Source organism: Neomegalonema sp. (assembly GCF_028688855.1).
Classification (GTDB): domain Bacteria; phylum Pseudomonadota; class Alphaproteobacteria; order Rhodobacterales; family Rhodobacteraceae; genus Neomegalonema.
The window spans coordinates 186185-208044 of the sequence record NZ_JAQTXI010000005.1 but is presented as its reverse complement, the minus strand read 5'-3'; the positions used below and the strand labels follow the sequence as shown (position 1 = coordinate 208044).

The 21860-nt window shown below is 70.0% G+C and carries 19 protein-coding genes; 11 read left to right on the top strand and 8 right to left on the bottom strand.

Annotation, left to right across the window (positions count from 1 at the left end; all coding sequences use genetic code 11):
* Positions 1 to 50: 50 nt before the first annotated feature.
* Both PHN62_RS05780 and dksA read left to right on the top strand, forming a co-directional pair.
* A complete protein-coding gene (locus PHN62_RS05780; RefSeq protein WP_300147591.1) occupies positions 51 to 377 on the top strand; it encodes a DUF1476 domain-containing protein in 327 nt (108 codons plus the stop codon).
* Positions 378 to 645: 268 nt separating this feature from the next.
* Complete coding sequence (dksA, locus tag PHN62_RS05775; RefSeq protein ID WP_300147589.1) at positions 646 to 1068, top strand: RNA polymerase-binding protein DksA; 423 nt, start codon at positions 646 to 648, stop codon at positions 1066 to 1068.
* 116 nt (positions 1069 to 1184) lie between these two features.
* Here dksA and PHN62_RS05770 read toward each other — a convergent pair whose 3' ends face one another.
* Positions 1185 to 1373: a DnaJ family molecular chaperone gene (locus PHN62_RS05770; RefSeq protein ID WP_300147586.1), complete on the bottom strand. Its 189-nt coding sequence runs from the start codon at positions 1371 to 1373 to the stop codon at positions 1185 to 1187.
* A 29-nt stretch (positions 1374 to 1402) separates the two neighbouring features.
* Complete coding sequence (locus PHN62_RS05765) at positions 1403 to 1870, bottom strand: hypothetical protein (protein WP_300147583.1); 468 nt, start codon at positions 1868 to 1870, stop codon at positions 1403 to 1405.
* Positions 1871 to 2195: 325 nt separating this feature from the next.
* Here PHN62_RS05765 and PHN62_RS05760 point away from each other — a divergent pair, with 325 nt between their 5' ends.
* The 6 genes from PHN62_RS05760 (at position 2196) to trxA (ending at position 9303) form a co-directional block, all read left to right on the top strand.
* Positions 2196 to 3518, top strand: coding sequence for an FIST N-terminal domain-containing protein (locus tag PHN62_RS05760; RefSeq protein ID WP_300147581.1), 1323 nt, complete (start codon positions 2196 to 2198; stop codon positions 3516 to 3518).
* On the top strand, positions 3508 to 5907 hold the full coding sequence (locus tag PHN62_RS05755; protein WP_300147579.1) for a NahK/ErcS family hybrid sensor histidine kinase/response regulator: 2400 nt from the start codon (positions 3508 to 3510) through the stop codon (positions 5905 to 5907). Before PHN62_RS05760 ends, PHN62_RS05755 begins: the two co-directional genes overlap by 11 nt.
* Before the next feature lie 40 nt (positions 5908 to 5947).
* Positions 5948 to 6349, top strand: coding sequence for a rhodanese-like domain-containing protein (locus PHN62_RS05750; RefSeq protein ID WP_300147576.1), 402 nt, complete (start codon positions 5948 to 5950; stop codon positions 6347 to 6349).
* A gap of 200 nt (positions 6350 to 6549) precedes the next feature.
* Positions 6550 to 7347 carry a bifunctional demethylmenaquinone methyltransferase/2-methoxy-6-polyprenyl-1,4-benzoquinol methylase UbiE gene (gene ubiE / locus PHN62_RS05745; protein ID WP_300147573.1) on the top strand — a complete coding sequence of 266 codons (798 nt, stop codon included), beginning with the start codon at positions 6550 to 6552 and terminating at the stop codon, positions 7345 to 7347.
* A complete protein-coding gene (ubiB, locus tag PHN62_RS05740; protein WP_300147570.1) occupies positions 7344 to 8876 on the top strand; it encodes a 2-polyprenylphenol 6-hydroxylase in 1533 nt (510 codons plus the stop codon). Before ubiE ends, ubiB begins: the two co-directional genes overlap by 4 nt.
* Before the next feature lie 97 nt (positions 8877 to 8973).
* Positions 8974 to 9303 (top strand): thioredoxin TrxA, encoded by a 330-nt coding sequence (gene trxA / locus PHN62_RS05735; RefSeq protein WP_300147567.1) that lies wholly within the window; start codon positions 8974 to 8976, stop codon positions 9301 to 9303.
* A gap of 63 nt (positions 9304 to 9366) precedes the next feature.
* On the opposite strand, the gene creD is transcribed toward trxA, so the two are convergent.
* Together creD and PHN62_RS05725 are read right to left on the bottom strand one after the other, a co-directional pair.
* Positions 9367 to 10773, bottom strand: coding sequence for a cell envelope integrity protein CreD (creD, locus tag PHN62_RS05730; RefSeq protein WP_300147564.1), 1407 nt, complete (start codon positions 10771 to 10773; stop codon positions 9367 to 9369).
* Positions 10774 to 10852: 79 nt separating this feature from the next.
* Positions 10853 to 11809, bottom strand: coding sequence for a DMT family transporter (locus PHN62_RS05725; RefSeq protein WP_300147561.1), 957 nt, complete (start codon positions 11807 to 11809; stop codon positions 10853 to 10855).
* 215 nt (positions 11810 to 12024) lie between these two features.
* Between PHN62_RS05725 and PHN62_RS05720 the strand changes: the two genes are divergently transcribed.
* Both PHN62_RS05720 and PHN62_RS05715 read left to right on the top strand, forming a co-directional pair.
* Complete coding sequence (locus PHN62_RS05720) at positions 12025 to 13065, top strand: aspartate-semialdehyde dehydrogenase (RefSeq protein WP_300147558.1); 1041 nt, start codon at positions 12025 to 12027, stop codon at positions 13063 to 13065.
* 251 nt (positions 13066 to 13316) lie between these two features.
* Positions 13317 to 14060, top strand: coding sequence for a CatB-related O-acetyltransferase (locus PHN62_RS05715; protein WP_300147555.1), 744 nt, complete (start codon positions 13317 to 13319; stop codon positions 14058 to 14060).
* 39 nt (positions 14061 to 14099) lie between these two features.
* On the opposite strand, the gene hisN is transcribed toward PHN62_RS05715, so the two are convergent.
* A complete protein-coding gene (gene hisN, locus PHN62_RS05710) occupies positions 14100 to 14936 on the bottom strand; it encodes a histidinol-phosphatase (protein WP_300147552.1) in 837 nt (278 codons plus the stop codon).
* 26 nt (positions 14937 to 14962) lie between these two features.
* Positions 14963 to 16606 (bottom strand): CTP synthase, encoded by a 1644-nt coding sequence (locus PHN62_RS05705; RefSeq protein ID WP_300147549.1) that lies wholly within the window; start codon positions 16604 to 16606, stop codon positions 14963 to 14965.
* A 271-nt stretch (positions 16607 to 16877) separates the two neighbouring features.
* Between PHN62_RS05705 and PHN62_RS05700 the strand changes: the two genes are divergently transcribed.
* A complete protein-coding gene (locus PHN62_RS05700) occupies positions 16878 to 17711 on the top strand; it encodes a protein-disulfide reductase DsbD domain-containing protein (protein ID WP_300147546.1) in 834 nt (277 codons plus the stop codon).
* Here the strand turns inward: PHN62_RS05700 and PHN62_RS05695 are convergent.
* Positions 17708 to 18568: a homocysteine S-methyltransferase family protein gene (locus PHN62_RS05695; RefSeq protein ID WP_300147544.1), complete on the bottom strand. Its 861-nt coding sequence runs from the start codon at positions 18566 to 18568 to the stop codon at positions 17708 to 17710. The two genes, PHN62_RS05700 and PHN62_RS05695, sit on opposite strands and share 4 nt — an antisense overlap.
* Positions 18565 to 21552, bottom strand: coding sequence for a tetratricopeptide repeat protein (locus PHN62_RS05690; RefSeq protein ID WP_300147541.1), 2988 nt, complete (start codon positions 21550 to 21552; stop codon positions 18565 to 18567). The genes PHN62_RS05695 and PHN62_RS05690 overlap by 4 nt, the downstream gene beginning before the upstream one ends.
* Positions 21553 to 21860 lie beyond the last annotated feature (308 nt).

The following is a 21860-nucleotide window of genomic DNA, read 5'->3' as shown; positions in this document are numbered from 1 at the left end:
CGAATCCGCCAGCCGCCCTCGTGGCGGAGGCTCAACCGGGGAACGCAAGCATGACGAATCTCGAAGACCGCAGGAACGCCTTCGAAGCGAAGTTCGCCCATGACGCCGAACTGCAGTTCAAGGCCGAAGCCCGCCGCACGCGCCTTCTGGCGCGCTGGGCCGCCGGCCCCCTGGGGATCGACGGCGAGGAGAAGATCGACAGCTACGCCGGAGACCTCATCCTCGCCGACATGCGCGAGAAGGGCGACGACGACCTGTTCCGCAAGCTGAAGGCCGATCTTGACGCCAAAGGCGCCGGATTGTCCGAAACCGAGATTCGCGCCCAGATGTCGCGCTGTCTCGACGAGGCCAAGCTCTCGCTCTCCGAGGAGGATTGAGGCCGGATCCTTCGGCCCGAACCTTGCTTTCCCTGCCTCCAGCCCGCCCCTCCGGAGCCGCCGGGCGAGGAAGCCCGGGGCGCCGCGGGGACAAGGTAACGTCGCGGAAGATCAGGATTTTCACGCGAACGTCATCGGCGCTTCACGGGCGCTTCAGAGAGCGGTGATGACTTCCGCTCCATGATGCGTTATGCGGGCGCCAAAATGTTAACGGCGACTCGTCGGGCTTCCGCCCGGCGTCTCGCTGCGGGAGGAGCAGACAACCGCGATGAACGAGATGATGGACATCGACGATTCCTATTCGCCCTCCGAGGACGAACCCTTCATGAACCCGCGCCAGCAGATCTATTTCCGGCGGCGCCTTCTCGCGTGGAAACGCGACATCCTCAAGGAGAGCCAGTCCACCGTCGAGACGCTCCAGAGCGACACGCACAACGTGCCGGATCTCACGGACCGCGCCTCGGAGGAGACCGACCGGGCGCTGGAGCTGCGCACCCGCGACCGTCAGCGCAAGCTGATCTCCAAGATCGACTCGGCCCTGCGCCGCCTGGACGAAGGCGAATACGGCTATTGCGAAGCCACCGGCGAGCCCATCGGCATCCGTCGGCTGATCGCGCGCCCCACGGCCACGCTCTCGCTGGCCGCCCAGGAGGCCCACGAACGCCGCGAGAAGGTCTATCGGGACGACTGAGCTCCCGCAAGGGCCGGCCGCCCTTCCGCGACAGGACGAGGCCCGGCCCCAGGCCGGGCCTTTTCATGCGCGTCCCTTCCCTGCGCCTCCCTGCGCGGGGCGGAGGCGCCGGAGCCTCAGGAGGGAGCGGCGGAGGCCTCGCCCTCTTCGGCGCCCTCGACCTCCAGAGCCGCCAGCACCTGATAGGCGCGGTTGAGCAGCGTCAGGCGCTCATGGGCGCGCAGGATGTCCTCTTCGGGCGCGCCGAAGCCGCGCAGACGGTCGGGGTGATAGATCTTGACCTCGCGCCGGTAGGCCGACTGCACCTCTTCGAGCGGCGCGTCGATGGGGACGCTCAGCAGGTTGACGGCGGCGGCGGCGTCGGGATCCTCCTCGCGGCGGCGGCGGCGTCGGGATCCTCCTCGCGGCGGCGGCGGCGCTCGTCGGCGACGCGCTTCTGACGCTCGCGGCGCTGGCGCTCGACCAGCTCGCGGGCGGCGGCGGAGTTCTCGTCGGGCGGACGGGAGGCGGCGGCGGGCCTCGGCGGCTCGACGCGGGTTTCCCGCGACGGAGCGGGCGCGGACATCGGCGCGGCGCCCTCGTCCTCGCGGGGGGCGATGAACTTGACTCCGCCCAGCGAGATGTAGAGGCGGCGTCCGTCCATGGCCTCCAGCGGGAAGATGTGCTCGATCTGGTGGATGTATTGCTCGAGCGCCACGCCGATGGGCACGAGGAGAAAACCCTCGGTGGCCTCGCCGACGAGATGCTCGATGAGCACGGCATGGCGTTTCGCCGCACGTTGATAGACCGTTCCGCCGCTCATCTGGTCCCCAGGGCCTCCCTCGCCGTCCTGACGAAGCCTAGCGCTTCAGTGTGAACGGGAAGTTGATCCCAAGACGGGACGCCTCCTTCCGGATAGGTCTTCCTGGCGGCTTCCGCCCTTCTCGCGCCGATTCGCGCCAAAGCTCTTGCCAGAAGGCCCCATATCCAAAATCATGAGGACGGCGTCCGGGCGGAGTTCCGGAGCTTCAGGGAGGAAAGCCGATGAAGGCGCAGTCGACGACCGAGCGCTCGCCGGAGCCCGGCGGCGCGTCCGCAGGATTCGCCAGGAGCCTTCGCGCCCGCCGCCCCGCGGGGAGGATCGCGCCATGACCGCCCTGCGCGCCCGCGTCAGGGCCGGAGGCAGGCTCGGACTCGGGGCCGGGCTCGGGGCCGGAGGAGGAGACTGGACGCGCGCGGGCGCCGCCGCGCGCCTCGGCGGACGGCGCAGCGCCCTGCGTTCGGCGTCCTCGGAGAATCCGCATCCCGAACAGGCTCTGGCGGAGATCTGGCGCTCCATCGGGCCGACCTCGGGGTTCGAGGCGGCCTTCGTGCTGCTCTTCGCCTCCTCGCATCATGACTTCCACGCGGTGGCCGAGGCGGCGCGTCGTCTGCCGGGGGCGCCGCCGATCTTCGGATGCACCACGGCGGGAGAGATCGGGCCCCAGGGCTATTCGGAAGGCGGCATCGTGGCCGTGGCCTTCGACGCCCGGCGCTTCCGGCTGGCGGCCAGCCGGCTCATCCCGCTTCTGGACTTCACCCTGCGCGAGGGCGAGGCCCTGTTGCGGCGCGAACTGGCGCCCTACGCCGCGCCGCCGCCCTCGGGAGGCCGCCGCCGCTTCGGGCTCTGTCTGGTGGACGGGCTGTCGACCCAGGTGGAGGCCTTCGTCTCGGTGGCGGGGGCCGCGCTCGGGACGACGCCGCTCTACGGCGGCGCCGCCGCCGACGGCATGAGCTTCGGACGCACCTGGCTTCTGGCGGGAGGGCGCGTCCACGCCGAGGCGGGGCTGATCTGCGTGGTCGAGACCGATCTCGACGTGGAGGGAATCCAGTTCGACCATCTGGAGCCCACCGACGTCAAGTTCGTGGTCACCGAGGCCGATCCGGAACGCCGGATCGTCCATGAGCTGAACGCCGTCCCCGCCGCCGAGGAATACGCCCGCGTGGTGGGGGTGGCGCCTCAGGATCTTTCGCCTTTCGTCTTCGCGGCGCATCCTCTGGTGGTGCGGGTGGGGGGCGCCCATCACGTGAGGGCCGTGCAGAGGGTGCTCGAAGGGCGCCATCTGAAGTTCTACTGCGCCATCGACGAAGGCCTGGTGCTGACCATGGCCCATGGCCTGCCCATGGCCGAACAGCTGGAGCGCAGGCTCTCCGCCATCGACGAGCGCCGCCGCAGGGGCGTCCTCGCCTTCGACTGCGTGCTGCGCCGGATCGAGGCCGAGCAGACCCAGCAGAGCGGCCGCATCTCCGACGTGCTGCGGCGCTTCGGGGTGGTGGGCTTCAACACCTATGGCGAGCAGCTCGGCTCGGTGCATGCGAACCAGACCTTCACCGCCATCTCCTTCTCCGAACCCGAACCGCGCTTCGGAAGGCTGGAGGGCGGACGAAAGGAGGCCGCGGAGCGGCCGGACGAGGCGAGGCATGACTTCTGAACCCGACGCGCGGCGCGAGGAGATCCGCGCCCTGCGCGAGGAGAACGCGCGGCTGCGCAAGATCAACGCCGCCCTGATCGGCCGGGCCGAACGCTCGACCGAATTCTCGGGGGGCGCCTATTCGCTCTTCCAGACCGCCATAGCTCTCGAAAGCCAGGTGCGCGCCCGCACCCTGGACCTCCAGGCGACCCTCGCCGACCTCGCCGAGGCCAAGGAGGAGGCCGACCGCGCCCGCGCCAATCTGCAAGGCGCCGTGGAATCCCTGCGCGAGGGCTTCGCGCTCTTCGACGCCGACGACCGCCTGGTGATGTGCAACCGCTGGTTCCGGGTCATGGCGCCCGAGATCGCCCATCAGATCGCGCAGGGCCTGAGCTTCGCGGCCTACGCCGGGCTTCTGGCGCGCTCGGGGCGTCTGGCCTTCAACCGCGGCGACACGCCCGAACATTGGGTCGAGCGGGCGCTCGACCGCCATGAGCGCCACCACGCCTCCTACATCCAGGAATTGCGCGGCGACCGCTGGATCCAGATCTCGGAGCAGCGCACGCCGCGCGGCGGCCTCGCCGTGATCCAGACCGACATCACCGACATGGTCCGCTGGGAGAGGCTGGAGCGGGACAAGCGGCTCGACGAACAGGCGCGGCTCGTGCGCGCCACGCTGGACCAGCTGAATCAGGGCGTCTGCGTCTTCGACTCCTCCGACCGTCTGGCGGCCTGGAACGACCGTTACCGCGAATTGCTGGATCTGCCCTTCGATCTGCTCAAGCGCGGCGCGAGCTTCCTGCGGATCATCGGCCATATCGGGGATCAGGGGCTGATCTCCTCGCGCAAGCCCGCGCTCGAACTGATGCAATGGGTGCGTTCGCGGGGCTCCTCGCCGCCGCTGACGGTGGAGCTGACCCATCGCGCCGGACGCGCGCTCATCGCCGAATGCCGCCAGTCGCCGGACGGAGGCTTCGTCCTCAGCTTCACCGACGTCACCGCCGAACGCGAGGGCGCCCGCGAACTGGCCCTCGCCAACGAGACCCTGGAGCATCGCGTCAGCGAGCGCACCGCGGAGCTCTCGCAGCTCAACGCGGCGCTGCTGCGCGAGATCGAGGAGCGCGCCCTTCTGGCTCAGGAGATCCTGAAGGCCAAGGAGGCCGCCGAACTGGCCAATCTCTCCAAGACGCGCTTCCTCGCGGCCGCGAGCCACGATCTGCTCCAGCCTCTGAACGCGGCGCGTCTCTTCATCGCCTCGCTGTCGGAGGCGCGGCTTCCGCCCGCTCAGGAAGGCCTGGTGCGGCGGCTCGACAGCGCCCTGCGCTCGGTGGAGCATCTGCTCGGGGCGCTGCTGGACATCTCCAAGCTCGACGCCCGCGCCGTGGAGGCCGAACCGCGCCCGATGTCCATCGCGGCGATCCTCACGCCGCTGGAGAACGAATTCCGCGCGCTGGCTCTGGCGCGGGGGCTCAAGCTGAAGGTGCGGCCCTCCGCCGCCATGGTGATGAGCGATCCGGGGCAATTGCGGCGGATCGTGCAGAATCTGGTCTCCAACGCCATCCGCTACACCCGCGAGGGCGGCGTGGTGGTCGGCTGCCGGCGCCGGGGCGGAGAGCTGCGCATCGAGGTCTGGGACAGCGGCGTGGGCGTCGCGCCCGAGCATCTGAAGACCATCTTCGAGGAGTTCCGCCGCATCGAGGATTCCGCCGCCGCCGGAGAACGCGGCGCAGGGCTCGGGCTGGCCATCGTCGAGCGGGCGGCGCGGCTGCTGGGGCATCCTCTGGCGGTGCGCTCGACGCCGGGCGAGGGCTCGGTGTTTTCGGTCTCGGTCCCGCTGGTCGAGGCCGCGCCCCCCGCGCCGCCGCTGCTGGAGGCTCCGGAGGGCGCCGAGCCCGAAGGCCGCGAAGACGGCCTGATCGCGCTGGTGGTCGAGAACGACGCCGACATTCGCCATGCGCTCACGGCGCTGCTCGCCACCTGGAGCATGGACGTTCTGGCGGTGGGCTCCACCGCCGAGGCCCTGGAGGCGCTGAGCGATCTGGGCATGGCGCCGGACGTGATCCTCGCGGATTACCACCTCGACGGCGAGGACACCGGCCTCAAGGCCGTGGCGGCGCTGCGGGCGGCGGCGGGCGTGGAGATTCCCGCCATCCTCGCCACCGCCGACCGCTCGCCGGGCGTGATCGCGGAGGCGGCGCGGATGGGCGTCCGGCATCTGCCCAAGCCGACGCCTCCGGCGCGGCTGCGGGCCCTGCTGCGGCGGATCGGCGGCGCGCTCGAGGAGCAGCCCGAAGCGCCCGCTCCGGAGCCTGCGCCCGAGGCTCCTCCTCCGCCGCCGCCGTCCGGACGCAGGCCGAAGAAATCGCGGAGCGCCCGGGCCGGACGCGGCGCGGCGACGGCTCCGGCGTGAGGGCGACCTCGTTCCTGAAGATCTGAAAGGGAGATTCCGCATGAAGCCGTTGAAGACGGGCGTGGCGCAGATGGTGGCGGCGGCCAAGGCCCGCATCGAGGAGATCGACACGCCGGAGGCGGTGGCTCTGCTGGCGGATCCGAAGACGCTCTTCGTGGATCTGCGCGACCCGCGCGAGCGCGAGCGCGAGGGCCATATTCCGGGCAGCTTCCATTGTCCGCGCGGGATGCTGGAGTTCTGGGTGGATCCGGAAAGCCCCTATTTCAAGCCGATCTTCGGCGAGGACCGACGCTTCATCCTGCATTGCGCGGGCGGCTGGCGCTCGGCGCTTTCGGCCGCGACCCTTCAGGACATGGGCTTCGAGGCCGCCCATCTGAAGAACGGCTTCGGAGACTGGAAGAAACAGGGCGGACCGGTCGAGCATCCGGCGAAGAAAACCTGAGGAGCGCGGCCCCCTTTTGATCGAACGCATCGCCGCGCCCGGCCTGCTTGTCTGTCGGGCGCGTCGCCGCGCCCGGGCTCCCTGGTTTTCGGGCGCGTCGCCGCGCCCGGGTTCTTCGTCTGTCGGGCGCGTCGCCGCGCCCTCTGGGCGAAGCCCTCCGTATAGGCTAAGGGAGGGCTCCAAAGCCCGGAGGAGCCGTCATGACCCCCAAGTCTGAAACGCAATCCAACCCGCAATCTGGCCCGCAATCCGAAGCCACCGCGAGCTTCGGCTATCGCGAGGTGCCCGAAGCCGAAAAGGCGCCTCTCGTGCGGGAAGTCTTCGAGAGCGTGGCCCGGCGCTACGACCTCATGAACGACTTCATGTCCGGCGGCGTCCACCGGATCTGGAAGAACACCCTCATCCACAAGCTCGCGCCGCGCCCCGGCATGAAGCTGCTCGACGTCGCGGGCGGAACCGGAGACATCTCCTTCCGCTTCCTCGACCGCCTCAAGGGCAAGGAGGGCGGCGCCTCGGCCACCGTCTGCGACATGACCGCAGGCATGCTCGAGGAAGGCCGCCGCCGCGCCGAAGCGCAACACCGCGAGGGACTGGCCTGGGTCTGCGGCGACGCCATGGCCCTCCCCTTCCCGGACAGAAGCTTCGACGCCTATACGATCTCCTTCGGCATCCGCAACGTCACGCGCATCGAGCAGGCGCTCTCCGAGGCCTACCGCGTGCTCAAGCCCGGCGGACGCTTCTTCTGCCTCGAATTCTCGCCCGTCGAGACGCCGGTCTTCGACAAGGTCTACGACTGGTACAGCTTCAACGTCATTCCCCGCATCGGCGAAGTCGTGACGGGCGACCGGGATTCCTATCAATATCTCGTCGAGAGCATCCGCAAGTTCCCCGATCGCCGCCGCTTCGCCCGGATGATCGAAGCCGCCGGATTCTCCCGCGTCGAGTGGATGGACATGTCCGCCGGAGTGGTGGCGCTCCATGGAGGCTGGCGTTTGTGAGCTGGCTTTCGGCGCCTCGCCACGCCTGGCGGCTGTTGCAGATCCTCGGAGCCATGGCGCGGGCCGAGGCCTTCGGCCCCGTCCTCGACGAGGCGGGGCTCCGGGGCAAGCGCCGCAAGGCCGCCGATCTCGCGCTGAAGGCGACGCAGCCTTTCGGCCCGAAGGGGAATCCCGAGGAGGCGCCGCTCGTGCGGGCGCTGACCTCGCTGGGGCCTCCGGCGATCAAGTTCGGCCAGATGCTCGCCACGCGGCCGGACATCGTCGGCCCCGAGACCGCCGCCTCCCTCGCGCCGCTGCAGGACAACCTGCCGCCCTTCCCGCAGGAAGAAGCCGTAGCGGTGATCGAAGCCGAGTTCGGGCGTCCCATCGACGAGATCTTTTCAGAATTCGGCCCGGCTCTGGCGGCGGCCTCCATCGCGCAGGTGCACAAGGCGCGCCTCCCCGACGGACGCCCCGTCGCGGTGAAGGTGCTGCGTCCCGGAATCGAGGCCCTCTTCCGCCGCGACATCGACGCCTTCTATTTCGGCGCCCGCTGGCTGGAGCGCGTTTCGCCCGACTCGCGGCGGCTGCGGCCCGTGGCGGCGGTGGCCAATTTCGACGAGACCACCCGCCTCGAACTGGATCTGCGCATCGAGGCGGCTTCGGCCTCGGAATTCGCCGAGAACGCCGCCGCCCAGGGCAAGATGCGGGCTCCGGCGATCCACTGGAGCCGCACCTCCCGGCGCGTGCTGACCATGGAGTGGATCGAGGGGACTCCGGCGCGCGATCTGGCGGCTCTGCGGGCTCGGGGCGTGGACATGGCCCATCTGGCCGAAACCACCATCCAGAGCTTCCTGCGGCAGGCCCTGCATGACGGCTTCTTCCACGCCGACATGCATCAGGGCAATCTGCGCGTGGATCCGCAAGGGCGGCTGGTGGCGCTGGATTTCGGCATCATGGGGCGGCTCGACCAGATGACCCGCCGCTTCTACGCCGAGATCCTCATCTCCTTCCTGAAGCGCGATTATCACCGCGCGGCGCGGGTCCATCGCGAAGCGGGCTACATCTCCGAGGACGCCGACCTCGGCGCCTTCGCCCAAGCTCTGCGGGCGGTGGGCGAGCCCATCTTCGGGCTGGGCGCCGAAAACATCTCCATGGGGCGGCTGCTCAACCAGCTCTTCGAGGTCACGCAGCAATTCGGCATGGAGACCCAGCCGCAGCTGATCCTGCTGCAAAAGACCATGATCATGGTCGAGGGCGTGGCCCGCAGCTTCGATCCGCACATGAACATGTGGCAGGCCGCCCAGCCCGTCGCCGAGACCTGGATGCGCGAACAGTTTTCGCCGCCCGCCGTGGCGCGGGATCTCGCGGGGACCCTGCGGGCGCTCTCGCTGCTCGGGCCGCGCCTGCCGGAGATCGCCGAGCGCTTCGCCCGCGAGGCGGCGGAGCCTCCGGCCAAGCCCCCTCCGCCCCGACGCCCCGTGCTGGAATGGCTGGCGGCGGCGGCTCTGGGGGGCGGACTGGTGGCGCTGGGCGGCTGGGTCTTTTAGGGCGCAACCTTGACCGCCGCCCCGCGAGAGCCTACCTCTTGCGCAACATTCATCTCCTGCGGCGCGCTCCGGCGCGGCCCTGCGCGAGGTCAGACCCATGGCGACCGTCACCGTCACCAACGAGAATTTCGAAACCAGCGTGCTCAACAGCGACGGCCCCGTCGTCGTGGATTTCTGGGCCGAATGGTGCGGCCCCTGCCGCCAGATCGCTCCGGCGCTCGAAGAGATCGCCGAGGATCTCGCGGGCAAGGTCACCATCGCCAAGCTCAACGTGGACGACAATCAGGCCCTCGCGACGAAATACGGCGTGCGCGGCATCCCGACGCTGATGATCTTCAACAAGGGTCAGCTCGTCTCGACCAAGGTCGGCGCCGCCCCCAAGGGCGCGCTCAAGCAGTGGATCGACGGCGAGATCGCCAAGGCCTGATCCGGGCCTCGCCGGAAGGCGTCGGAAGACATGGAAAGCCCCGCTCGCGCGGGGCTTTTTCGTTCACTCGACGGCGGCGGCGCGCCAGTCGACGTCGCGCGTCGTCCACATGGTCCCCGCCAGAGCCGCGAAGGCCGCCACCGCGCCGATCAGCAGGGCGTAGTCCTGATTGCGCAGCAGCAGGTAGAGGAAGGCGTAGATCACCGTCAGCAGGCCGAAGACCGTCCAGCCCGCCCGCCCGAGCTTCAGCCCCGCGAAGACGTAGAGCGTGATCAGTCCGATGGTCGCCGCCGCCGCGATCCCGTAGGCGACGGCGAAGCCCATGTGCTCCGAGAAGGCCAGCAGCAGCAGGAAGAACACGCATTGCGCCAGCCCGATCAGCAGATATTGCACCGCATGGGCCGGACGCCGCCCCTGGGTCTCGATGAGGAAGACCGTCACGAGGGTCATGGCGACGAAGAGCAGACCGTATTTCAGCGCCCGCTCCACCTGCTGATAGGGGCTGGCGGGCTGGGCGAAGGTCAGCCCGAAAGCCGAAGCGCGCTCCGCGCCGTAGGAATTGAGGCTCGCGGTCTCGCCCTCGACGAAGCTCTGCGGCAGGCTGCGCGCCACATAGGGCACGCTCCATGAAGCCGTGAAGCCCGTCGGCGAGACCTCGCGCTCGACGGGCAGGAAGGCGCCCCCGAAGCCCGGATGCGGCCAGTCGCCCTTGAGCGTCACGCGGCTGGTCTCGCCGAGCGGCGCGAAGAACAGAGAGCCGCTGCCGTTGAAGGCCAGCTCCGTCGAGAAGCGCTTCGCGCCGCCCTCCCGGGGATCGCCCACCGGCGCATGAAGTCCGGCGGCGCCGCTCAGGGAGGCGCCGGGCAGAAGCTTGAGGCTGCGTCCGCCCCAATCCAGGCTCATGTTTTCGCGGAAGGCGCGCGGATCGGAGATCTGGATGGAGACGAAGGCCCGGTCCCAGAGCGGAGTCTGGTCCTCGTCGAAGAAGCCCTCCCAGGGGGCGGCGTCGAATTCGCCCGAGAGCGCCGCCCGGGCCGCATAGACCGGCGTTTCATAGATGCCCCGACGACGGATCTCCGCTTCGGTCTCGCCTGCGACCGCCAGCTCGCGCGGCAGGAAGACGGCGATGCGGCGCGTCGTGACGATCTCCGTGCGGCGATCCTCGCCCGAACCGACGCTGCGCCGCTCCCTCTGGTCGAAGGGGATCGCCAGAGCCGGGCCGATCAGCGTCTGTTCGCCGCCCCAGACCGCCCCGATCTCGCGGGAGGTCTGGCGATGGAGATATTCCCGCTCCGAGCCGATCAGCCCCACCATCAGCAAGGGCGCCCCGAGCAGAAGCGTGATCAGGCCGAGCATCAGGAAGCGCGCCGCCCGCGAGCGCCAGAAGCCCGGCCCGGCTGGACGCGCGGAAGCGGGAGCCTTCCAGGCGCCGGAGCCTGCGGAAGGGGGATCGGCGAAGGGATCGCTCATCGGATCATCTCGCTTCAATAAAATGAATGATGATCATTTTATAATCCGGACGAGGATCCCCGTCAAGCCTCCCGCGGATTCAGACGGGCCGCCCCGCCTCTCCGGCGGCCAGAGCCGCAGCCCTCGCCTCTCTGGCGCGGATCCGCTCGCGATGGAGCGCGTAGAGCCCCGCCGCCACGATCAGCGTCACGCCGAGGAGGGTCGTGGCCTCCAGCCGCTCGCCGAGCACCGCCACCGCCACGAGGATGCTCCCCGCCACGCCGATGTAGGAGAAAGGCTGCAAGGTGGAGGCGGGCGCCCAGCTCAGAGCTTTCGTCAGCGCCCAATGCGCCCCGATCCCCGTGCAGCAGAGCACGAAGATCCAGAACCAGTCCATCGGCGCGACGTTCTGATCGCCCCAGACCGACAGTCCCGCCGGAGTCATCGCCACCGCCCCCACCAGAGCGAAATACAGCAGCGAGCTTTCGATGGAATCCGTGCGGCCCGTCATGCGGGTCAGCAGCGTGTAGCAGGAATAGAGGAAGGCCGAGAGCAGACCCAGCAAGGCGCCGAATCCGAAGATCCCCGCCCCCGGCTGCAGGATGATCGCCACCCCCAGCACCGCCGCGCCCACCGCCAGCCAGCGCCGCCAGCCCACCTGTTCGCCCAGGAAGATCGCCGCCAGAGCGGTCGTCAGCAGCGGGCTGGAGGAGAAGATCGCCATGAGGTCGGCGAGCTGGATGTAGGTCAGGGCGTAGGTGAAGATCCAGATCTCGGTGATGATCAACACGCCGCGCGCCATCTGCAGCCCGATGGAGCGCGGCGCCTTCAGGGCCCCTCGGATTCCTCCCGGCGCCCGCCAGGCCGCGAAGACCAGCGCGAAGCCCGCGAAGGCCCAGAAGCGGATCGCCAGAAAGAACTCCGGCGCGTAATTGTCGGCCAGATGCTTGGAGATGCTGTCTTGCCCCGCGAAAAGCAGCGAGGCGCAAATGGCGAGACCCACGCCAAGCGTGACCGTGTCGACGCTTGCGCGGCCCCTGGAGGCCGGAGTGAACATGTCTGGAATCCTGAAAGCGGAGAGAGCCGGAACAAGGCTCGCCCATGCTCCTCTACTTCTACGCCATGACGCGGGGAAGACAAGCGGCCTCTGCGGGCGGGCTTGCGACCTTCCGGCGCGGGAGCCTCCGGACGAAGCGGAGGATTCCGGTTCCCTTGCGGGAGGCGCTCCTGTAGAAAAAGCGTCGCAATCCCCCTGATCAGGAGTCTGAGGAGATGGGTTATCGAGTCGCCGTCGTGGGCGCCACCGGCAATGTGGGCCGCGAGATGCTGAACGTTCTGTCCGAGCGCGAATTCCCGATCGACGAGATCGCGGTGCTCGCCTCCCGCCGCTCGAAAGGCACGGAAGTCAGCTTCGGCGACAAGACGCTGAAAATCCAGGACATCGACGAATTCGACTTCTCCGGCTGGGACATCGCCCTCATGTCGGCGGGCTCGGGCGTGGCCAAGGACTACGGCCCGAAGATCGCGGCGGCGGGCTGCCTCGTGATCGACAACTCCTCCTATTACCGCTACGAGCCCGACGTCCCGCTGATCGTGCCGGAGGTCAATCCCGACGCCGTGGAGCTGGCCTTCAAGCGCAACATCATCGCCAATCCCAATTGCTCGACGGCTCAGCTGGTCGTGGCGCTCAAGCCCCTGCATGACCGCGCCACCATCAGGCGCGTGGTCGTCTCGACCTATCAGTCGGTCTCGGGCGCGGGCAAGGAGGCCATGGAGGAGCTCTGGGACCAGACCAAGGCCAAATACGTCCCCGGCAAGGACGTCGAGCCGACGAAGTTCTCCAAGCAGATCGCCTTCAACGTCATCCCCCACATCGACGTCTTCATGAAGGACGGATTCACCAAGGAAGAATGGAAGATGACGGCGGAGACCCGCAAGATTCTCGATCCTTCCATCGATCTGGTGGCGACCTGCGTGCGGGTTCCGGTCTTCGTGGGCCATTCCGAGGCGGTTTCGGTCGAGTTCGAGCATCCCATCACCGACGACGAGGCCCGCGAGGTTCTCGAAGAGGCGCCGGGCATCCTGGTCGTCGACAAGCGCGAGGCGGGCGGCTACGCCACGCCGGTCGAGGCGGCGGGCGATTACGCCACCTACGTCAGCCGCATCCGCATCGACCCGACCGTCGACAACGGCCTGATGTTCTGGTGCGTCTCGGACAACCTGCTCAAGGGCGCGGCGCTCAACGCCGTGCAGATCGCCGAGCTGCTCAACGAGCGCGGACTCGGCAAGAACAAGAAGAGCAAGGCCGCCTGAGCCGCGCCCCTGCGCTCTGAAGACGGCCTCCGGACTCCTGCGCTCCATCCGCGCGATCCGGGGGCCTTCTCCCTCCGTTTCTTCTGCGCCCCCGCCCTCCGGAGGCGGGTTCTGCGACCTCCCGCCGCGCCGCCTGACCGAGAGCGCAGGCCGCAAGCGGTTGCAGGCTGCGCGTTCCATCTTATGTCCAAGGCTTTACGGACGATGTCTGTGGGCGTTTCCCGCCCTCGCCTCTTCCAGCAGGAGCCCCGATGTCCGCCCCCGAGACCTCCCCCGAAGTCCTGAGCGTGCTCGATCTGCCCGAGCGCGAAAGACCGCTCTGGATGAGCAAGGGCAAGCTGGTCTTCGAGCGCCCCGCCTCTCTGCGCAACACGATCTTCCGCGGCTCGAACCGCATCGGCGCCTTCAGCTACGGCAACGCCGAGACGCTGATCTACAGCGCCGACATCGGGCGGTTCTGTTCTCTGGCCCATCGCGTGACCATCGGGCCGCCGGAGCATCCCACCGACTGGATGAGCACCCATGGCTTCGCCTTCGGCGATCTCGGGGTTTTCCGGAACGCGCCGGGCTACGCCCAGCTCCTCGGCCCCGAACGCTTCGAGAGCAACCACAAGCGCACCCGGATCGGACATGACGTCTGGATCGGCCATGGCGCCTATGTCCGGCGGGGAGTGGCCATCGGCGACGGCGCCGTGGTGGCCGCGGGGGCGGTGGTCGCCGCCGACGTCCCGCCCTATGCGGTGGTGGGCGGAACTCCGGCCAGGCTCATCCGGATGCGCTTCGACGAAGAGACCGTGGCGCGCTTCCTGAAGCTGCAATGGTGGCTCTACGATCTGGACCGGCGCGAGCTGCCGGGCCTGCGCTATTCCGAGCCCGTCGAGGCCCTGGGGATTCTCGAGCGAGCCGTCGCGGAGGAGCGGCTCAAGCCCGCGCGCTTCCAGCGTTTCGAGATCCTCGACAATGAAAGCGTGCGCGCCCTCGCCGCCCCCGGCTGAAGTCCGAGGCGATTCAGCCCGACCCGCGCGGGAGAGGCTCTAGAAATCCAGCCGCGAGAGTCCGGCCATGGCGAGGGCGTGCAGCCGGGCGTCTCCGGCGGCGATCACGCGTCCGCCCTGGGCGCAGTCGCCGCCGCGCCAGTCGGTGACGACGCCGCCCGCCTCCCGCACGAGGGGAATCAGCGCCGCCACGTCATAGGTCGAGAGCCCGCTCTCCACGACGAGATCCGCCCGACCCGCCGCCAGCATGGCGTAGCCGTAGCAATCGGCGCCGTAGCGCGCCAGACGCACGGAGCGTTCGAGCGCGTCATAGGCGGCGCGCTCTCCGGAGACGGAATCGAAGATCCGGGGATCGGTGGTGAACATCACGGCGTCGCTCAGGGCGCCGCAAGGCCGGGTCCGCAAGGCGCGCGACTCGCCGCCCCGCGTGAGCAGAGCCCCGCCGCCCAGACGCGCCGAAAAGATCTCGCCGAGCCAGGGCTGACCGAGCACTCCCGCCACCGGACGCCCCTTCCAGTAAAGCCCGACGAGAATCCCCCAATGCGCCAGCCCGCAGATGAAGGCTCGCGTGCCGTCGATGGGATCGAGGATCCATTCGTAGCCGCTGGTCCCTTCGCGGCGGCCGTATTCCTCGCCCCAGATGGAATCCTCGGGGCGCTCGGCTTCGAGGATCGCGCGGATGGCGCGCTCGCCCGCCTTGTCGGCCTCGGTGACCGGATCGAAGACGCCGCGCAGGCGCTTGTCCTCCACCTCCAGCGCCTCGGCGCGGAAAGAAGGGAGGATCGCCGCGCCCGCCGCCTCGGCGAGGCGCTCGGCCAGCCGCTGCATGGCCGCAAGCTCCGGAGCGGGGGGAAGATCGGCGGGATCGAAGCTCATGCGCGGGGCCTCCTTGCGGGATGGGCTCAGACGAGCCGCGATTGCTCCAGAGCCGCCTTCACGAAGCTGGAGAACAGCGGATGCGGCGCGAAGGGACGCGACTTCAGCTCCGGATGGAACTGCACGCCCACGAACCACGGATGATCGGGGATCTCCACGGTCTCAGGCAAGGCCCCGTCCGGCGACATGCCCGAGAACTTCATCCCCGCCGATTCCAGACGCGACCGATAGGCCACGTCCACTTCATAACGGTGGCGGTGGCGCTCGGAGATGCGCGTCCTGCCGTAGATCCCGGCGAGGAGAGACCCCTCCTCCAGCACCGCCGGATAGGCCCCGAGCCGCAGGGTGCCGCCCTTGGCGCCGTCGCGCTCGCGGGTGACGAGCTCGTTGCCCTGAGCCCATTCCTTCATGTGATAGATCACATGTTCGAAGCGGTCGGGGCCCTTGCCGCTCTCGAACTCCTCGGAGCCCGCCTTCTCGACGCCCGCCAGATTGCGCGCCGCCTCGACGACCGCCATCTGCATCCCGAGGCAGATCCCGAGATAGGGAATCTTGCGCTCGCGGGCGAAACGGGCGGCCGCGACCTTGCCTTCCGTCCCGCGCTCGCCGAAGCCGCCGGGCACCAGCACGCCGTGAAAACCCGCCAGATGGGCCGCCGCGCCCTCGCGCTCGAAGACCTCGGCGTCGAGCCATTCGGCCCGCACCTTCACCCGATGCGGGAGGCCGCCATGGGTCAGCGCCTCCTTGAGCGATTTGTAGGCGTCTTCGAGCTGCATGTATTTGCCGACCACCGCGATGCGCACCTCGCCGTCGGGATTGCTCAGGCGGTCGTTGACGTCGCGCCAGCGCGAGAGGTCGGGCTCGGGCGCGAGGTCGATCTGGAAGGCGTCGAGGACGGCCCGGTCGAGGCCCGCCTCGTGATAGGCCAGAGGCGCCTCGTAGATGCTCGCGAGGTCGTAGGCGGGGATCACGCTGTCGGGGCGGACGTCGCAGAACAGGGCGATCTTCTCGCGCTCGCGCTCGGGGATCGGCACCTCGGAGCGGCAGACGAGCACGTCGGGGCGCAGGCCGATGGCCCGCAGCTCCTTCACGCTGTGCTGGGTGGGCTTGGTCTTGAGCTCGCCGGAGGCCGCCAGCCAGGGCAGCAGCGTCAGATGCATGAAGACGCAGCGTCCGCGCGGCTGCTCGTTGGCGAATTGCCGGATGGCCTCGTAGAAGGGCAGCCCCTCGATGTCGCCGACCGTGCCGCCGATCTCGCAGAGCATGAAGTCCACCTCCTCGCCGCCGATGGAGAGGAAGGCCTTGATCTCGTCGGTGACGTGGGGGATCACCTGGATCGTCTTGCCGAGGTAGGCGCCCTGACGCTCCTTGTCGAGCACGTTCTGATAGACGCGCCCCGCCGAGATGGAATCCGTGCGGCGCGCCGCGACGCCCGTGAAGCGCTCGTAATGGCCCAGATCGAGGTCGGTCTCGGCGCCGTCGTCGGTGACGAAGACCTCGCCGTGCTCATGGGGGCTCATGGTGCCCGGATCGACGTTCAGATAGGGGTCGAGCTTGCGCAGCCGCACCCGGTAGCCCCGCGCCTGAAGCAGCGCCCCCAGAGCCGCAGCCGCCAGACCCTTGCCGAGAGAGGACACCACGCCGCCGGTGACGAACACATATCGCGTCATATCAATCTCCCTCTCGCGCCCGCAAAAACAAAAACGCCGGGGCCATGGGCCGCCCGGCGTCGCGCCGCACGAGAGCTAACGGATTCGTCCTCAGGGGGCAAGGGGGCGCGGCGCGGATGCGACAGAGGCCGCCGGAAATCCCCGCTCCGCTGAATTTGAAGCCCGCGTGAACGATTCGGGGGCTTATGGTGCGGCTGCATGCGCCGGGGCGCGGGCCTCCGGGGAATTTCCGGAAGCCCGCGCTTCAGCCTCTCCGCAAGGATCTCCGCCCATGACCTTCGCCCGCTCCGCGCTCGCCGCCCTGCTGCTCACGACCTCCGCGCCTGGAGGCGCCGCCCTCGCCGGAGGCTGGGTCGAGGCGGATGTGGCGCGGGTGCGGCTGCTCGAAGGCGAGGCCAGAAACGCGACCGAATTGCGCGCCGCTCTGGACATCGAGCTCAAGGAGGGCTGGAAGACCTACTGGCGGGCCCCGGGCTCGACGGGGGTGGCGCCGGAATTCGACTGGTCGGGCTCGACCAATCTGAAGAGCGCCGAAGTGCTCTGGCCGCGTCCCAGAAAGCTGGAGAGCGCGGGCGCCGAATTCTGGGGCTATGATTCGCATCTCGCCCTGCCGATCCGGGTGACGCCCGAAGATCCGACGAAGCCGGTGGATCTGGACGTGCAGATCTATTTCGGCGTCTGCCGCGACATCTGCACGCCGCTGGATCTGGAGGTCCGGCGCAGCCTGACCGGCGAACCGGCCTCCACCGAGGAGAGCCGCCGCATCGCCGAAGCCGAAACCCTCGTGCCGCCCGACGGCGAGGCGGCCGGCGTGGCGCTCGGCGAGGCGAAGCTGATCGGCGAGGGAATCCGGCGCAGCCTGGAGATCCGGCTTGCGGAATCGGGCTCCTTCGAGGCGCCCGAGGCGATCTTCGCCGGGCCGCCTTCTCTGGTGGTGGGTCCGGTCGAGGTCTCGCGCGAAGGGGACGACATGATCCTGCGGGCCCAGGCCATGGCCTTCGGCAAACGCGACTGGGAGGGCGCCCCCATCTCGGTGACGCTGCTGGAGGGCCCCTTCGCCGCCGAAGCCCGCGGCGAGATCAAGCTGGTGGCCGCCGCGCCCTAAGCCTCCCGGATCGCCGCGCCCATGGCCGCCAGATGCGCCGCCCCGGTTCCGCAGCAGCCGCCGAGGATCCGCGCCCCGAGCCGCCGGGCCTCCCGGGCCCAGAGCCCCGCCGCCTCCGGAGTCCAGTCGTAGACCCAGGACTCGCCTTCGCGTCGCGGAAGCCCCGCCGAGGGCTTGGCGATCAGGATCGCCCGAGGCGCCGTCCGGGCCAGACGCCCGAGACTCTCCAGAACCTGCGCGGGCCCTCCGCCGCAATTGACCCCCAGAGCCGCAGGCGGCTCGGGGAGGCTCATGGCCGCGCGGACGAATTCCTCCGGCGAGACGCCGTTCCGCGTCAGGCCGCCCGGAGCCTCGAAGCTCAAGCTGCAGCAGAACGGCGCCCCCAGACGCGCCGCCGCCGAAGCCGCCGCCCGCCATTCCGCCAGATCCCCCAGAGTCTCCGCCCAGAGCAGATCGGCGCCGCCCTCCAGCAAGGCGCGGCCCTGCGCGAAGAAGCCCGCCTCCCAATCGGCGGAGAGCGCGAAGACTCCGCTCGGCCCGAGGCAGCCCGCCACGAGCGCGCCCTCCCCCGCCGCAGCCCGGGCGCGCGCCGCCGCCGCGCGGTTGATCTGCGCGAGGCGATCCTCCGCGCCGAAGGGCGCCAGACGCCAGCGATTGGCTCCGAAGCTCTGGGTGAGGAGGATCCGCGCCCCCGCCGCCCGATGGGCGCGGTGAATCGCCGAGGATTCCTCAGGATGGTCGAAAGCCCAGAGCTCCGGCGATTCCCCCGGCTTCAGCCCCAGGGAGACAGCCGCCGTGGCCATGGCCGCGTCGGCCGGAACGGCGCCTCCCGCCAGAAGATCCGCGAGCGCGGTCACAATCCGGCGGAGAGCAGGCCCGGCGGCGGCGGATCGCCCTCCGCCGCCCGCGCCAGCGCGCGCAGGGTCTCGGGCTCGGGATGGCCGCCCGACAGCGCCTGAGCCAGAGCCGCGTCGAGGAAGCCCGCCTCCAGACGCGCCCCCGTGCGGATCAGCGCCAGAGAAGCCTTCAGCGCCTCCCCCCGTCGCGGCGCGTCGAAGGCGTAGCGCAGATGCCAGAGCGCCAGCATCGCCGAAGCCGGACGCCGACGCCCGCCCTCCGGCCCCACGGCCATGGCCTCGAAGCCCCGATCCAGCGTGCGCAGCCCGTCGGCGCGGCGCCCCTGGGCGAAGAAGGCGGCGGCGGCCTCGGCGAAGATCCCCGATTCGAGCCCGTCGCCCTCCAGAGCCCGACGATAGAGCGCCTCGGCGGCCGAGCGGTCGCCCGAAGCCGCATGGAAGGCCGCCGCCGAAGCCGCCAGACGCGCGTCGAAAGGCGCGAGCGCCAGAGCCGCCTCGAAAGCCGCGCGGGCGGCCTCCTTCTCGGCGGGGACCAGAGCCAGAGCCCGCGCCAGATCGCGTTGCACGGCGGCGTCGCCCGGAGCGGCGGCGGCGGCGGCGCGCAGGATCTCCAGACCCCGGCTCCATTCGCCGCGCCTCTGGGCGAGGAAGGCGCCGTAGAGGCGCTGAGCCGCCAGATTCTGCGGATCGACCGCCAAAGCCTTGCGGAAGCCCGCCTCGGCGGCGTCGAGGGCGTTGCGGGCGCGGGCGAGGAAATCGGCGTAGCCCGCGCGGGCGAGCCCGTCGCGGGGGGCGCTGCGGGCGGCCCGGCGATAGAGATCTTCGGCGCCGTCGAGATCGCCGCGCGCCTCCTCCTGGAATTCGGCGAGGGCGGTCAGGGCCTCGGGCGCGCCGGGATCCTGAGCCACGGCCCGGGACAGACGCTCCTCGGCGGCGTCGAGCGCGCCTTGCGTCCGCAGGAAGCGCCCCCAGGCGATCTGGGCCGCCGGATCGCGCGGATCCAGTCCGGCGGAGCGCTCGAAGGCCGCGCGGGCGCCGTCGGCGTCGCCGCGCCGGGCGGACAGGAACTCGCCCCGCGCCCGCCAGACCGCCGGATCCTGAGGCGCCGCGTCCAGAGCCTCCAGCAAGGCGCGGTCGGCGCCCTCCACGTCGCCGCGCCGCTCGGCCAGATGACGCGCCAGAGCGACCAGAGACGCCGGATCCCCCGTCCCCGCCGCCAGCCGGAGCAGAGACAGCGCGGCCTCCTCCTCTCCGCGCCGCAGCGCGAGGAAGGCCGCCGAACGCCGGAGCGTGTCCGCCCGGCGCGGATCTATCTCGCGGGCGAGGCGGAAGCAGTCCTCGGCGGCGTCGAGCGCGCCCTGGGCCTCCGCGAGGAATTCGCCATAGGCGCAGAGCGTCTCCGGAGAGGAGAGATCCGCGTTGAGCGCCAGACGGAAGCAATCTTCGGCGCGCGTCCGGTCGCCCCGCCGCCGCCAGAGGAACTCCGCGAAGAGGCGCAGGGAATCGGCGTCGTTGGGATCGGCGTCGAGGGCGCGGTTGAAGTAATGTTCGGCGGCGTTGTCGTCGCGGCGGCCCACCGCGAGGAATTCGGCGTAACGGGCCATCAGCCCCGCGTCGCGCGGATGGGCGCGCAGAGCCTCCTGAAAGCGGCGTTCGCCCTCCAGCGCGGCTTCGCGCGCCAGCAGACGGCGCGGAGAAGGCGGCAGATTCAGACGCGCCAGCTCGGCGGCCTCCTCTTCCTCCGCAGACAGGCCCTCCTCGGGCGGAAAGGCGAAGAGCGGCTCCTCGGGCGGCGCAGGCGGCGGAGGCGGCGCAGGCGCGCGAGGCTCCGGAGGCGGCGCCTCGCCGATCTCGGGGTCGGGGCGCATGGCGGGCCGGAAGCGCGTGGCGGGCGCGATCAGACGCGGCCCCGCTCCGGCGTCCTCTCCCCCCTCGGCGGAGGGCGCAGGCGGCGGCGCGGGCGGCGGAGGCGGCGCAGGCGCGACCGCCCGGGCGGCGGCGGCTTCGCCCTCGGCCACCTTGCGGCGCAGCTCCTCGCGGTCGGCGAGCTCGGCGTTCTGGCGGGCGTAGGCGCGCAGGGCCGCTTCGAGCCGCAGGGGTCTGGGCTCGGGCAGGTCGAATTCGCGCCGGACCAGCCAGGCCCATTCCTCGAAATCGCCCTGCGCCACCCAGAGCGCCTTGCGCTCGGCGAGCCATTCCGCCAGAGCCTCGCCCGGCGGCGCGGCGTTGACCCAGTAGACGCCGCCGCTCGGGGCGCCTTCGGGCAGGCCGCGCAGGAGGTCGGCCACCGCGGAGTCGCGTCCGCCATAGCCGAGGAAGACCAGAGTCCGGTCGGCGAGGGTCGCCCCCACCCGCTCGCGCAGATCGGGCGCGAAGCGCAGGCGATTGGCGTCCAGCCCCGCCCCGAGATGGGCGTCTCCCGCCAGCTTGACCACCGTCGGGCGCAGACTGGACAGCCGCATCCGGGGCCCGAAGGATTCATGGGTCAGCACGCGGGGCTTGCGCGCGCCATACAGATAGAGGGCGTCGGCGGCGAGATCGTCGAAATTGGCCGTGAGGGCGAAGTTGCAGGCCTCGCCCCAGACCTCGTGGGTCATGAGCTGCGCGAGGGTGGCGTAGGCGAAGCCGGGCTCGCCGAGGGCCGCCAGCCGTTCGATCTCGCGGGCGCGGTCCTGTTCGGTGTGGAAGAGGTCGTCCAGAACCTTGCCGTAGACGGCGGCGGGATCGGCCGGATCGAAGCCGTAGAAGCGTTCGGAGGCCCAGTCCTCGACGCCTTCGCCCGATCCGGTCTCCAGATGCTTGAGCTCGCGCAGCCAGAGCCGCACGGCGGCGGCGGCGTCCGGCACGCCCGACCCCGTCGAGCAGCCCGCTCCGAGGAACCAGGCGAAGCGGCCTTCGCGCCTCTCCAGCGCCCGCCGCAGACGACGGACGAATTCGAAAGCCGAAATGCGGCGCAATCCGGCGCCTGAAGACGCAGCCGTCATGACCGTCCTCCGCGGGCTCCGCCGCGTTCAGCCTCGAGATCCGACGACGCCCGCCACACTGCTCCACCCGCTTGTCTGGACCGCTGCGCGCGAAGGCGCGTCGCGGCGGGATCGGGGCCTCTTCCCGATGTCGCGAACATTACATCAGGGGGGCGAAATTGGGGCAAGAAAAAACAGTCTGCATACGAAAGTTTACATAGATAGTTATTGACCGGTTAAAAGTTCCATGACAGAACAAATTAACAGTTCATTATGTCTCATAAAGAGAAAAACATGGAACGGTTTTTAATTCGTCTTGTCGCCGTACA

Bases quoted from the DNA above. Each gene is read 5' to 3' on its own strand.
- PHN62_RS05750 (WP_300147576.1), top strand. From the start codon at position 5,948: ATGAAGCCGTTGAAGACGGGCGTGGCGCAGATGGTGGCGGCGGCCAAG.
- ubiE (WP_300147573.1), top strand. From the start codon at position 6,550: ATGACCCCCAAGTCTGAAACGCAATCCAACCCGCAATCTGGCCCGCAA.
- PHN62_RS05715 (WP_300147555.1), top strand. From the start codon at position 13,317: ATGTCCGCCCCCGAGACCTCCCCCGAAGTCCTGAGCGTGCTCGATCTG.
- PHN62_RS05700 (WP_300147546.1), top strand. From the start codon at position 16,878: ATGACCTTCGCCCGCTCCGCGCTCGCCGCCCTGCTGCTCACGACCTCC.
- PHN62_RS05755 (WP_300147579.1), top strand. From the start codon at position 3,508: ATGACTTCTGAACCCGACGCGCGGCGCGAGGAGATCCGCGCCCTGCGC.
- dksA (WP_300147589.1), top strand. From the start codon at position 646: ATGAACGAGATGATGGACATCGACGATTCCTATTCGCCCTCCGAGGAC.
- PHN62_RS05765 (WP_300147583.1), bottom strand. From the start codon at position 1,870: ATGAGCGGCGGAACGGTCTATCAACGTGCGGCGAAACGCCATGCCGTG.
- creD (WP_300147564.1), bottom strand. From the start codon at position 10,773: ATGAGCGATCCCTTCGCCGATCCCCCTTCCGCAGGCTCCGGCGCCTGG.
- PHN62_RS05720 (WP_300147558.1), top strand. From the start codon at position 12,025: ATGGGTTATCGAGTCGCCGTCGTGGGCGCCACCGGCAATGTGGGCCGC.
- PHN62_RS05780 (WP_300147591.1), top strand. From the start codon at position 51: ATGACGAATCTCGAAGACCGCAGGAACGCCTTCGAAGCGAAGTTCGCC.
- PHN62_RS05690 (WP_300147541.1), bottom strand. From the start codon at position 21,552: ATGACGGCTGCGTCTTCAGGCGCCGGATTGCGCCGCATTTCGGCTTTC.
- hisN (WP_300147552.1), bottom strand. From the start codon at position 14,936: ATGAGCTTCGATCCCGCCGATCTTCCCCCCGCTCCGGAGCTTGCGGCC.
- PHN62_RS05705 (WP_300147549.1), bottom strand. From the start codon at position 16,606: ATGACGCGATATGTGTTCGTCACCGGCGGCGTGGTGTCCTCTCTCGGC.
- PHN62_RS05760 (WP_300147581.1), top strand. From the start codon at position 2,196: ATGACCGCCCTGCGCGCCCGCGTCAGGGCCGGAGGCAGGCTCGGACTC.
- PHN62_RS05725 (WP_300147561.1), bottom strand. From the start codon at position 11,809: ATGTTCACTCCGGCCTCCAGGGGCCGCGCAAGCGTCGACACGGTCACG.
- trxA (WP_300147567.1), top strand. From the start codon at position 8,974: ATGGCGACCGTCACCGTCACCAACGAGAATTTCGAAACCAGCGTGCTC.